This window comes from Paenibacillus sp. NPDC101420 (assembly GCF_050277435.1).
Taxonomy (GTDB): Bacteria; Bacillota; Bacilli; order Paenibacillales; family Paenibacillaceae; genus Paenibacillus_AQ.
In genome coordinates, this window is the sequence record NZ_JBNNSE010000001.1 from 848,357 (window position 1) to 862,353 (window position 13,997).

Below are 13,997 nucleotides of genomic sequence, written 5' to 3' on the forward strand. Positions count from 1 at the left end.
AACCTGGCACCCGCTAAATGCAGCTGCCAGGTTCATGGAAGTGCGGCTTACAAATATCCCAGCAGATTGGCGATGACTTGCGCACTTTCGGCACGGGTCATCATCTCTTGCGGTGCGAATTGCATATTGCCGCGTCCTTTTATCAGCCCTGCCTGCTCAGCGAAACTTGCTGATTTCTGTGCCCAGTCATGAATTAGGGAATAATCACTGAACGAGCCTGCTGAAACTTCATTTACCTTGCTGCCTTGTAAATATTCATAAGCCCTAACGATCATTACGGCCATTTCCTCGCGGGTAATGCTGCGGTCCGGTGCGAATGAATCCGAACTACGTCCGAGCACTATGCCCGCTTCGTTTACGGCTGCAACGTACTCTGCATACCAAGCTTTGGAGTCCACATCAATAAACGTTGAATGACTTCCTGCCTCTAAGCCTAGCGCTCTTGCAATCATGGTCGCGAATTGTGCTCTTGTCACTTTCCCTTGCGGATTAAACTCAGTATCGGAAATACCTTGGATAATATGTTTAGCCGCCATTGTCTTAATAACATCCCTCGCCCAGCTATCCGTACTGACATCCAAGAATGTCTTGTCATATTCCAGGACTGCAAACTGGCTGAAATGCTGTATTTCCGTACTCCATTTTCCATCAGCTAGCGTTCCGCCCATAAATTCAAGAGCTCCGTTCCCGGCTATATTGTAGATGCCCAGCAAATTAGGATTGGAATCTGAATCTAATATGAAGGTAAGCGTCAGTGGCTTATCAAAACGGGTTACCGGTACGGCAGTGCCATTCGTACTAATAACTTCCAAACTGAAGTTAATTACATCACTTACAGCAGATAACTGAACCGAGCCGTTGACAGCTGGGTTATTCATATGCTGTTCCACGGCAACTCTGGATGCCTTCACGGCCGAGAGTTTGATTCGTGCTCCATCCACTTGACCTCCTGCAGCTTTCTCCTGGATACTCTTTAGCGCTTCTGGGGTCAGTTGGATAGCAAATGTATTCCATACGAGACGCAGCGTGTTCACTCCGATGATATTTGACACTCCCACAGGAAGCAGTACGGAATCAGTAGCTTCTGTGAGCTGAACTGTTATTCCCCCTCCAACCGGAGCCGTGAAATCGTCACTGTTAAGAATCCGCGTGGTCTGCGGCAGCGGTGTTGGTGTTGGCGATACCGTCGGTGCTGTGGTCGACACCGGCCCTGAGGTTACTTCAGGTACAGGTGTTGGTGTAGGATTTGCTGTGGGTTCAACTGTCGGTGTTGGTTCTACCGTTGGTGTTGAAGTCGGCGGTTGCTGTGCTTCTCCCACTGTAACTATTCTTATAACTTCAACAGCCGTATTGCCCGCGGAATCGCTCACATTATAATGATAAATGTAAGTGCCTGCTGATGAGGTATCTAACGTCTCCGTATGATTCCCATCCTTCGTAATCGTCGCCACAATACGTTCTGTAATATCGCCATCGCGGTTATCCATTGCGGTGGCTCCGGCATCTGTATAGCTTGCGCCATTGTCCAGTTGAACAGATGGTTCACCAAGCAGTGTAATGACCGGCTTCAGTACATCTGGATCTTCCGATACGATTACTTTTCGGGTGACTTCCGCAGCCGTGTTGCCTGCGGCATCGCTGACATTGTAATGGAAGGTGTAGATATCCGCTTGCGCTGTATCTAACTCAGTCAGACCATACACTTCACTGCTGACCGTTGTATTGATGCGGTCTGTGATATCACCGTCTTGGTCGTCATACGCAGTGGCTCCGGCATCCGTATATTCAGAACCGATCTGCAGATTGACTATGGCTTCACCTATCAAGGTAATCTCCGGCTGCTTCATATCTGGCTCCGGTAGCTTAATTGTTCCGCTAGCCGCAGCTTCTGCCTTCGCCTCGCCCTTGTTCAGTAATACTGTGAAGCTGAAGCTGCCGGCTGTGTCATCAGTAGCTTCCTGGAATGAAGATAGGGTGATATCACCCAGCGTAACCCCCGTATCACTGAACCCGATTAAACCGTTCATCGTTTGGAGCAGCCAGGTCCGGACTCCATCTTCGCTGTTAGCTGTTTCCTTCTGCACGCTATATGCAGCACCTTCTATAATACTTTTAGCCTCGTTTACAGCCTGCTCATTGACAATGCTGACCCTGTCCTTCGCCACTGCTAAGTAACTGATCACAGATGCCTGACTATTCGTATTGTTTATCGAATATTTCACGACGCCGCTCACCGGCAGCGTAAAGTTATGAGTGATCGTGACGCCATTAGGACCTGCGAGTACACCGGTCTTGACCGTTTCGTTCACTGTCTTCCCTTCAGCATTAGTGTAGCTAAGCGTGATATCCATCGTGCGGTTGCTCATATTCCACCAGTCCCGATGGAACGATGTAATCGTGTACTTTCCTGCGCTCAGAGGGAGGGTGTAGATCAGAGGTGTATTCTTTGTATTCGAGCTGTAGACACCTGTCTGAGTTTTATCCGTGATAACCACGGCACCGCCAAGCCCTTTGAGATTATAATTTGCCCCTGTATTGATATGACCCCACACAGCGCCTGTTGATAGTTGATCCGCGGTGCTATTCAGAAGGCTGTCGCCCACGAAATTCTTGATCACCGTATAGGGTGGTGTGACGACATCCGCCGAAACACCGACATCCAAAAAGTACACGAGACCTTCTGGCACTACTTCCACATTAGCAGTGGTTTTTAGATTGCCATAAGTGCCGGTTACAGCTACTCTTTCAAAGGGAGTATTGAAGCTGACCGCGTCTAAATTCCACTTCACAGACACCTGCAATTTGGATCCATCTTCTCGGATAGCCTCCAACTTATCTGGAAGATTCGGCAATTTCCCGACATAAGTGGCAATATCCTGAGGAGCAGCAAGCTCCCGTATATCCCCTGTTGTCAATTGGTTCTGGACAGAGATCAGACGTACCGCGAGTTGCACAGCTCCTTCCTGATCCAGTCTGAAATCAGCAGCATTGTCTAGTGCTTCTTGGGCGGTGTTCTGTGCAGCTGCAAAAAGCTGCCAGTCTCTATCCGAATATTCATCCAGTTTGGTAACTTCTTTCGCTGCTATTACCGCTGATTGAAGAGCAGCTGTATCCACAGCACCCTTTACTTCACCGGAAACAACCGCTACCGCGTCCACTACCAAAGTACCGCTTAATACCTTTATCTGAACGTTATGCTGTCCATATTTAAGTCCGCGAAGCGTGTACGTTTGGTAGAGTTCTTTAGAGGCCATCGTATCGGCTGACAGTGTGACAATTTCATCATCAACAGTCACTTCTAACTTAGCCGATCCATTATTCGGTCCCAGAATATCTAACCCGGTGCCTTCAAAAGAATATTCCATCGTAGCAGCTGCACCTTGACTGGTAGATAGGGAACGTTGATAAATATACATACCAGCCCCGTTTTGATGACTCCACAAACCGCCGTATTTTAATTTAGGGTTTGGTGTAGCAGCCAGATCATACATTTCAAGATTATCCAGTAATTCGGAATAGTATGGCGTATAGCCGTCAATCGTCTCGACCTTCAGATTATCGAAACGAACATGATAATATCCACTGGCTAAATCTACCCGACCAGACAATTCAGGGTTCGGATCAGTATAAGAAGCCAGTTTCACATCGTCCAAATAGGCAGTCACATTATCACCTGCAACCTGAATGGCAATGTTATGCCAGGCATCATGTGCGGTGTTAAATCCATCCAGCTTTACTCCACCGGAACCGCTCACTACATTGCCACTCGCTACTGCGCTATTATTGACCAGCAGCTGCCAACCTCCGTCAAACCAGAACTTCAGTACATAAGGTGTGCCGTTTATAGTGTGAGAGCTGCCGCCTCCTTGATACCGTGCGCCAATCGCAGCATAGTTAGCTCCGCCCTGCGTACTGTTCGTCTCGAACGAAACATCTACACTGGCCTTGTAATTCGTCCACCGGTTATCACCGATTGCCGTTACGGGATCTCCACCGTTCCAAGTACCACCCAGCCCCATAATTTCCGTATCCAGCTGTTGGCGCAGAACATAGTTGTCAGACCCGTCCGGAAGATACGCCTCAAATGCACCGTTGCGGTCGTGCGTATACCTTGGTATCACACTTTTGGAACCGCCGCGGGATTCAATATAGCTTTGGGTGCCAGCATTCTGCCCACCTGCCCCGATCTTCACAACGGATTGATTGGAGTAGTCAAAATCATCGGCGTACAGGATATTGTCCGCTGTATTTTGAATCCTCCCTGTGGCGTCGGTATCAAGCACGATGCGGTCGCCTTCTACAGGTAACGGTGTTTGATACGCCTCATTGTCCTTGTTCTTCAGAGTGGTCACAGTCAATGTCGAATATGGTTTGACATGAATGGTATAAACCCCACTGCCATCAACAGCGACATCCCCGAGATATTTCATATAATTGCTGTTGAAAGCTTCGCCCGCGTCTGCCGCACGAGTCTCCCATACTTCCAATGAGGGATTACCCACAAAGTTCATATTTACCGTCTGAAGCTTATAGGTTTTGGCATATTCACTATCGTTCACGATAACGGTTGAAAAATCGCTTCTGTCAGGTGAAGCAAGCGTCATATAGCTAGGAGAACCGTTGCGACCGCTAACAGGGTTAGTGCCTGTTGCTCCCGTGGAGCTAGCCTTAGGAACTGCTCTCCAAATCCCTGCCGTATTATCCTCGTTCTCCCAGCCCACATTGGCGAACCAGCTGTAATGCTGCAGAGCAACAAGAGCTGCATCATAATGAATCCATCCCGACCACGGATCACGTGCGCTAAGTAGTTCCTTAAACGAATATTGTCCACCTTCGTAGAAGGAGCCGATTGCCGGCTGATAAATAAAGTGCGTCCGGCGGGAATTGACGAATCCTTTAATAATCGTATTGCTCATCTCCAGTGGACTGCCAACACCGCCGATGCCGGTTCCTTCCACTGTAGGGTCCTTCACATTATTGTTGGGACGGAAGGCGGAGTTACTGAAGGTGGACTGTGCCTCACTGTTCCATACTTCAATATCATATTGTTCCGCGAGCTTTTTGAAATTCCCTGCGCTGTCGTCGTCAGTGTTATAGTGATATCCGGCGATCGGAGCCGCATCCCTTAGAGAAGCGTCGCTTACCATACTGCCGCCAAATGAACCAATCCCTACTTCATCAGAGATCACAACTTTGATCTGGTTATAGAGCGCTTGCTCTTCTGGGCTTGTAAAACCTTCGTTATCTGTTTTAACACGCTCAGCGTACTGCTTGGTCCAGGTCAAATCAGGCGTATGCTCGTTGATATGAGGATTGACGTAGTCGACCATATAGCCATACTCACGGTAAGCAGCAAGAATTGTATCTTTATACCAGGTATAGATTTTATCATTGTTGCTTGCCCAGGCCGGAGCACTCCATCGAAGGATGCTGACCTTGAGATCCGGATTCGTAGCCTTGGCGTCAGCCGCAAGCTGGAATCCGGGATGCCTAGTGACATTGGCTTCTTCATCGGCCGTACGCATAGTAGCCGGGTCCGGGCCGGTAGAGTTGTTACGGTCATTGCCCATCTCGATTTTCACATGCGTCATAATGGGATGCTCTCCACCGAACAGAATCCGCAACATTTCTGCGTAAGCTTCCGGATGCTCAGCCTTATAATCCATCAACAGGGCACTGGTGCTGTTGGCACTTAGTACGCCAAATCCCTTGAACGTTAGGCCGTTGACATTGTCCGCTTTAATATCGTTGCCGTCGAGTAGAACCTTGACCATGGAAGCTGCATTCTGCCGAGCATCTTCGATCTCTTTTTGAATCCCGCCTTTGGCAACGGCGAACCAGCTCAAGATTGGTTTCTCACCGGAAACATAGGCATAGGTCAATGTCATAGGGCTACTAGCGTCGATATCACCGGGAATAGTGAATTCGCCGGAAATAAGCGGAGTCACATTAGTATTGAATTGTGCAAACGAGATCGTCTTTGCTGCCCCATTTGTATCCTTATATTCGATCTGAGGCTGTATTACTCGAGTGCGGCTGCCATACCAATCATGGAAACCACTACTGAGTGTATAGGTTCCAGCTTCTGGAGCCATTAATTTATATACAATATGATTGCTAGTAGGGTCGGCACGAAGTCCTACTGTCCATATGGATGGATCAGTTGCAGGATCGGTAAGTCCTCCGTCTTTGGAGTTCTTCACCTTGTTTATGGAATCATCAAATCCCCAGGCAGTCGTTCCGGTGACATATTTCTGATCTGGTGACGGGTTGAGCAACGTGCTACCGGACAGCGTTTTGACTGCTTCGTACAGTGGCGAAGAAGTAGGACCATTACCTACGGAATCGCCCCCCCTGCCGCTATCCACAAAGTAAACCAATGGATTCCTTGAAGGTGGAATAACTTCTACATTGGCAACAACCGGCCCACCATTCGCTGTACCCGTGACTGTCACTGTGTCATAAGGAACAGCAAAGGTATCTTCACCTATATTCCATTTCACAGTCGCAGACTGGCCTCCAATGTCAATGCTAGCAGGCAAAGTAGTGTCAGCAGATGTCTTCGCCCCCATATAGGCGGCTGCGAAGATAGTATCCACTGTAGCCGCAGATACAGACGGCATATGGAGTGCCGGAAACATTCCAACTACAAGCGCAGTGGTCATCATCATTGAGAATAGCTTTTTTCTAACGAAGTGTTTTCTGCTCATTCTTTAATCCTCCTTTTGCTATAAATGGTCTCTCGACATGTTTCATGCTTGATTTGACTTTATCGCCCAGCAAACAAAGAAAGCGCATTCATTTCATTAATAAGCTAAAAAAAACTGGCAGCATGCGAAAACTGCAACTGCCAGGTTCAAACCTGTCTAGCCTTTAATACCAGATGCTGCGACGCCTTGAACGAAGTACTTCTGAAGTGCCAAGAAAACAATCACAACCGGAATAATGGAAACCACACTTGCAGCCATTATCAGACCGTACTCGGCGGAATATTGCGAAATGAACATTCGTAGTCCAATTTGTATAGTCTTGAGTTTCGTATCCGTCAAATAAATCATCGGCCCCAAGAAGTCATTCCAAGTGGCAACAAAGGTAAAAATCGTCAAGGTGGACAAAGCCGGCTTGGATAGTGGCAGCATAATTCTCGCCCAAATCCCATATTCGCTCAAGCCATCGATTCGGGCCGCCTCGCATAATTCATCTGGGACTCCCTGATAGAACTGGCGCATCAGAAATACTCCGAAAGCCGAGAATGCCTGCAATAGAATGATTGCCAGATGGGTATTGTTAAGTCCCATGTAACGCATCAAGATAAATTGCGGCACCATATATGCCTGCCAAGGAATCGCGATCGTAGCGATATATCCAAGGAATAAAACATTTTTCCCTCTGAATTGCAGTTTGGAGAATGCATACGCAGCAAAACTTGAAGTCAATAGCTGCAAAATCGTTACGATAATTGATAATTTCGCCGTGTTATAAATGAAGCGGTCCAGTGGAATACGGGTCCAGATATCCACGAAATTTCCCCAGCGCGGATTCGCCGGAATCCATTGCATCGGGAATGAGAACACATCCTTGTTCAGCTTGAGCGAAGAAGACAACATCCATATATATGGAACAAGCATACAGAGCACCGTAGCAAACAACAAAATATACACTAGCACCATCGTGCCGATTCTAATTCCTTTATTTGTACCCACCATATCTTTTGAATCCTCCTATTGTCCGTATTTCTTCTCGCCGCGGAACTGGACGATGGTGATGCCAAGTACCAGCAGAAACAATACAATGGCCATGGCACTGGCATATCCGTAATCAAGCGAACGGAACGCCGTATTGTAGATTTGATAAACCATAACCCTTGTAGAATCGTTCAACTGGTTATCAGCGCCGGCAAATAGGTTGATAAAAATATCGTAGACTTTGAACGAATTGATGACTAGAATCATCAGCACAAAGAAGGATGTAGGCGCCAGTTGAGGGATCGTCACATTGCGGAATCTTCTCCAGGCGTTAGCACCATCAAGTTCAGCAGCCTCATACAACTCAGGGTTGATCCCCTGTAGACCTGCCAAGTAAATGACCATGTAATAACCCATGTTTTTCCACACAGTGAACAGTATTACTGTGAACATCGCCCAGTGTTTATCCGCCGCCCATCGGGGAAGATCCTCTAGTGGGATACCGGTAAGGGTATGCAAAATATTGTTGATCGGCCCCATCGTAGGGCTGAAGATAAAGTTCCATACGGCAGCAACGGCTACCAAGGATGCCACATATGGGAAAAAGAATACGGTTCTCATGAAATTGCGGGCCATGATCTTCTGATTAAGCAAAATCGCCAGCGCCAGCGCAACAATCATGGTGAACGGTACTACGCCAATAGTGTAAACAATGGTATTCCATAATGCTTTATGAAAAGTTGTATCTTTAATAAGCCGGGTGAAATTGTCCAATCCGATATATTTCATTGGATTGGCCCCATCCCATTTCACAAAAGCTAGGATAAAGGCAAAAAACATGGGTACTAGTGTAAACACGGCAAATCCGATAAAGTTCGGCGCAATGAAGCTGTACGCTACCAGGTTTTCCCGGACACCTTTTGACAAATGACGTTTAGGGATTTTTTTTGTATCCAATATGGTTTCGTTCTGCATTCTTTCTCCTCCAAACCTTTCTATAAAAGGCGGGCTTTCACCCGCCCTTAGAATTCACCAACTCTCTTCAGGTTAATTGTTCAAGAGCTGCTGTACGCGCGTATTCATATCCTTCAAGCCTTCGTCGATCGAAGCGTTTTTGGTCATAATGTTATCGTGGGCTTCGTTCAGGATTACTTCAATGTCCGCACTCTTTTCATGCATTGGCATTTCCAAATACGTCTGAACCGTAGTCAGTGCCGCTTTGCTGTTATCATCCGTAGGGAAACCGTCAATGGAAGTAATGGAACTGATAACTTCATCGTTCTTAATCGCTGGAATGGTTCCGGTGGAAGCAATGACCTTAGCACCTTCTTCACCAGTCACAAAGTTCATGAAATCAAGTGCCGCTTCTTTATTTTTGGATTTCTGATTTACAGCCAGGGAAGTAATTGTACCCAGTGTTGTACCGGCTTCCACACCATCCGGGTGAGGGTATTTCACAATTCCCCAGTTGGTTGATTGAGACTCGCCGCTCTTCACCTTTTCAATTTGAGTCGCTATAAACCAGCTGCCCATGTTCATCATCGCAACGGAATTGTTGTAGAACACACCGGAATAATGCGTGCTTGAAGTCTTTAGTGTGGCGTAATCCATAACGATACCATCTTCCTGTTCTTTCAAGATCCGTTCATAGGTTGGCTTCAGGAAATCGTAGTTTCCACCGACAACGTTGTTCTTACCGTCAAGAATACCGAACAATTGAACCGCGCTCCGCCAAGTATGATAATGGGCTCCGTATACTTTTTCAGAACCGCTGCCGTAGGTCATTTTTCTAGCAAGTTCATCATATTGGTCGAATGTCATATCATTACTTGGATACTCCACTCCCGCTTTATCGAACAAGTCCTTATTATAGTAGACAACCCAGAAATCACTCCGGAAAGGAAGCGCATACACTTCATCGTTCACTTCGATCTGTTCTACAGTACCGCCATAGACAGATGGATCAATGTTTTTGTCTCCCATGAATCCCTTGAGCGGCTCCAAGTGATTTTGTTTCACAAGGTTTGAGTATCCAGGAATATCCTTAATCGTAAGAACATCCAGATCTGCACCACCGGACAACTGTGTACTTAGCATTGTCATATAGTCGGTGGAACCAAGATCGACATATTCGATCGTTACATTCGGATGCTCAGCTTTATAGGCATCGATCAACGGCTGATAGTATGCTGTGGCTTCCCAATCCCACAATGCCCATTTCAAGGTCACAGGGTCCTGTTTCGGTTCAGCGGAAGCGTTTGCAGTATTGCCCGTTTCTGGAGCAGCTGTTGCAGCACTGCCTTCGTTGTTGTTATTACCGGAACATCCGGCTAGCGCACTTAGGGAGAGTATTGTGGCAAAAGTCATGCCATAGAATCTTTTCAATTTCATATAAAAATCCCCTTTTCCTTCTGATTGTTTACACTGATCGGCTCATCCGATCTATTTCAAAGTTTAAGACTTTCCCATCTAGAATGGCATGTATTTTCAAACTCAGTTCATTCACTTTTCTTTGTTCTTCTCTTCCTCCTTGCTTCAAACCTGTAAAATCCTATTTAAAACATGTAAATTTCTCAGCACCTCTGCCTTCCACTGTATGGAATCACAGGAATATGCTATGGTGTTAATATGGATATCGGTAAACTAGTTAAGCATATTATAAATAGAAGATTAACTTTGAACATGCATTAATTGAAAGATATTTTTGAAACCGCTTTATATTTTTCCGCATTTTGTAGAGGAGTGTTCAATACGGTAAGAAAATCAACCATTAAGAGCCGCATTATTCTGATCATGACCATCTTTGCGCTACTGATCGCCGCTCTGCTATCCTTTTTCAGCTATGAATTGATTACCTATTATCAGCGTAAAACAACCATCCAGGCGACTGAGTTCAACCTGCAGCTAGTTTCCCATATTATTGAACAAGATTTGATTAATCTCTCCTCATTAGCGATGACCAATAGCACCAACTCGTCCACCAATACATTACTCACTGATTATTTTGTATCTCCAAAGGCAAGCGCCAAGGATGCTGTTAATGTATTTAACTCCATGCAGGAGGACTTTCGGATCAATCGCTCCAATAGCTATGTCCGCCGCTTGATTGTTACGGGTAACAACGGAAAGTTCCTGCAGGTGGATAATTCCGTCAGCACTTCAATTCCACTTACTGTGCACAATATCGGTCTAATTCCCGGACTAAATAAAGATGCTGTGGAGCAGTGGGAACAAGTAATTAAGGACCCGCTCTCCACCACAAACGGAATTCCTTTTGTTCTACCTATTTATGGAGATGGGGCTGCCCGGATTGGAACGGTCTACTTACTCGCCAATACTTCCTTAATTACCGACAAGTTGAAGGGGTATTCCCTGCCTAAGAACTCCCGAATGCTGTTGACGCTCGGCAATCATCATTATCAGCTCATTGGCGATAAAGTGACTGCAATGACTACGCCGTATGAACCTGTAGCCTATACCGATGATAAGCCTGTCGGTCCACAAACCGAGCTGTCCATGATCAAGCTGGAGGATGAAGAAAGCCAAATCGTGGTCTCTTATCCCGTGCGGAGTGGAGTGATTCTGTCGCAGACTTTATCCAATGATCAATTCGCTCCCAAAGCAAATATATGGATTCTGGTAATGCTTGGCGTTTGTTTACTAGTCATCGTCTTAAGCGGCATTATTACTTTGTACTTAACCCGTAACATCAGTCTCCCGGTAGAGAAATTAAAGAAGCGAATTGATAAGATTGCCCAGGGCAACTTCTTGCTGGACCGCAATATCGAATGGAACAGTGAACTAGGTGATGTTGGTCGAGGTATCAACCGTCTATCACAGGACATTGTTGCGCTCATGGATAGCCGGCTCGCTGACGAGAAGCAGAAACAGGAGCTAGAGTACAGGATGCTGCAAAGTCAGATCAATCCCCACTTCTTGTACAACACACTGAATTCGATCAAATGGATGGCTACGATTCAGAATGCTACCGGCATTGCAGAAATGACTACTTCACTCTCCAGACTGCTGCGAAGCATCGCCAAAGACAACCGGAGACTAATGCCACTGAATGATGAGTTAAGCCTGCTCGATGACTATTTTCTGATTCAGAAATACCGGTATGGCAGTACAGTCTCGATGGTGAAGGAAATTGAAGATGAGGAACTACTCTCCGGCCTGATTCCCCGTTTCACGTTACAACCTCTGGTTGAGAATGCTATCTTCCATGGCATCGAGCCCAAAGGTAGAGGAGATATTCTCATCACGGTGAAAAAAAGCGGCTTTGCCGATATCCTGGTCACGATTGAAGACAATGGTGTAGGCATGAAGGAAGAACAAATCTCCACCATTCTGTGTGATTCGGAGGATGGAACTAGGGGAGTTTTCGAGAACGTTGGACTCCATAGTGTAAATGAGCGTTTACGGCTAGCCTTTGGGGAGAATTACGGTCTTTCGATTGAGAGTGAAATGGGCCAGTATACTCTAATGAAAATCCTTCTACCATTTATACAAAAAGAGTAGAATGGCAAATCTAGCAAGGATGTGGTCAAATTGATTAAATTATTAATTGCCGACGACGAAGCTCTTGTCTGTATCGGCTTGCAGTCTATGCTGAAATGGGAGCAATATAATATAGAGATTGTCGGTATCGCGCACAACGGTGCTCAAGAAGAAGAGATGATTGACACTCTCCGCCCGGACATTGTAATCAGCGATATCAAAATGCCAATTAAGAGCGGTTTAGAGGTTGCCGCTTCGATACGCCAAAAATATGGTCGACTTCCGCTATTCATTATGTTGACTAGTTATGAAGAATTTCAATACGCACGCGCAGCTATAGAGGTGCAGGCCACGGATTATCTAGTAAAGCTGGAACTCACTCCGGAAGCACTGGCCGAATCCATCCGAAAGGCTATTTCCTTTCTAGAGAGTTACCAGACGATGGAAAGCTACCCAAAGCTGGTTCACCGTGGCAACCTTCAGGCGCAGCGTGATAAATTCTTCATTCGTCTGTTCAATAACCTGTTCGAGAATAAGAACCAGTATCTCCTGCAGAAAGAGGATTTGGCGTTAGAGTTTTCCGAGCCCGCCTACCTAGTCTGTACTTGCCGCATTCTGGGTCCAGACACTGTTCCTCCCCGTGGAGATAAGCTGGTTGCCTTATGCTCAAGCACTGTGCAAATGGCAAAGGATACGCTTACTTCTATACAACCCTGTTATGTCACCAGTCTTGACTTACGTAATTTCGCCGTTGCTCTACCTGTCCCCGAAGTCGATCCCCGTCACTGGATGTCTGACATTGAGAAGCAACTTACCGACATGGCATCCGTATTACATAACTATTTCAATGTAACGATTATTGGTGCCATAGGGTTTGCCGTCGAGGACCCTTATTTAATGCGGGAGAGCTACCTAGCAGCTCGAAAGGCATTGCCAGTTGCCGTGCAAGAACGGTCTTTTGTTTTCTTCGATGAGAATGAACCTCTAGAGCAGGAACATCCGTTGTTTGATTTCTCTGAATCTCGTTCGGAGATCCGCCGTGCTTTTGAAGAACTAGATACCCTTGCTTTATACACCATCATCTCCAAAATGATTGAAATCTTCGAAGACCGACCTGACTTACTGGTGCCCGCCACCGATGCTGCCTGCAATATTCTGTATATGGCCACTTCGCTTCTTGCGGATGGAGAAAACATTGTAGAGCATATCTTCGAAAATGAACCGGAAGGATACCGGGCCATCTATCAGATGCATACGATTGAAGAGATCGCCGGCTGGTTGATTCAGTTCCGTGATGGCTGCTCGGAAATTCTCTCTACTCGAAGACAAAGCTATAAAGAACAAATCGTCAAAAATGTCCAGGAATATATCAAAAGAAATCTCGGCACTAAGCTTTCACTGAATCAAGTAGCAGATGTCTTCAATTTCAGTCCAAACTATTTAAGCCATCTGTTCTCCAAAGTCGCTAAGGTCAATTATGTAGAATATATCACGGAGACTAAAATCACTGTGGCCAAGGAAATGATGATGCGCGGTGAAGGTCGTATTTACGAAATTTCCCAAAAACTCGGTTATGAAAGTGCCTTCTATTTCAGTAAGGTCTTCAAGAAAGTGACGGGGATTTCACCCAGAGAATATATGCAACAAATTGAAGCAGGCTGATAGTGATCGCCAGCCCCTCCAAAAAGAAACAGCATTCTTTAGCAATAATAGTGACACTCCGTCCGACAACAAAAAATCTCGTTTCCAAGACAAATGTCTAGGAAACGAGATTTTTTCGGAGTGCCCCTATTCGGCAAGCTTTCACTAGGG

General features: G+C 46.2%; 6 protein-coding genes. 2 read left to right on the forward strand and 4 right to left on the reverse strand.

The window, feature by feature from the left end:
* Positions 1-47: 47 nt before the first annotated feature.
* From ACQKMP_RS03935 to ACQKMP_RS03950, 4 genes are all read right to left on the reverse strand, one after another.
* A complete protein-coding gene (locus ACQKMP_RS03935; protein WP_427468856.1) occupies positions 48-6,710 on the reverse strand; it encodes an S-layer homology domain-containing protein in 6,663 nt (2,220 codons plus the stop codon).
* 156 nt (positions 6,711-6,866) lie between these two features.
* Positions 6,867-7,706, reverse strand: a complete 840-nt coding sequence (locus ACQKMP_RS03940; RefSeq protein ID WP_081392974.1) for a carbohydrate ABC transporter permease — start codon at positions 7,704-7,706, stop codon at positions 6,867-6,869.
* A gap of 15 nt (positions 7,707-7,721) precedes the next feature.
* The gene (locus ACQKMP_RS03945) at positions 7,722-8,660 is read right to left on the reverse strand and encodes a carbohydrate ABC transporter permease (protein WP_042186976.1); all 939 of its coding nucleotides are present in this window, start codon (positions 8,658-8,660) and stop codon (positions 7,722-7,724) included.
* A gap of 72 nt (positions 8,661-8,732) precedes the next feature.
* On the reverse strand, positions 8,733-10,076 hold the full coding sequence (locus ACQKMP_RS03950) for an ABC transporter substrate-binding protein (protein WP_427468857.1): 1,344 nt from the start codon (positions 10,074-10,076) through the stop codon (positions 8,733-8,735).
* A 351-nt stretch (positions 10,077-10,427) separates the two neighbouring features.
* Here ACQKMP_RS03950 and ACQKMP_RS03955 point away from each other — a divergent pair, with 351 nt between their 5' ends.
* Together ACQKMP_RS03955 and ACQKMP_RS03960 are read left to right on the forward strand one after the other, a co-directional pair.
* Positions 10,428-12,206, forward strand: a complete 1,779-nt coding sequence (locus ACQKMP_RS03955; RefSeq protein ID WP_427468858.1) for a sensor histidine kinase — start codon at positions 10,428-10,430, stop codon at positions 12,204-12,206.
* A gap of 30 nt (positions 12,207-12,236) precedes the next feature.
* Positions 12,237-13,847 (forward strand): response regulator, encoded by a 1,611-nt coding sequence (locus tag ACQKMP_RS03960; protein WP_149644010.1) that lies wholly within the window; start codon positions 12,237-12,239, stop codon positions 13,845-13,847.
* Positions 13,848-13,997: the final 150 nt, after the last annotated feature.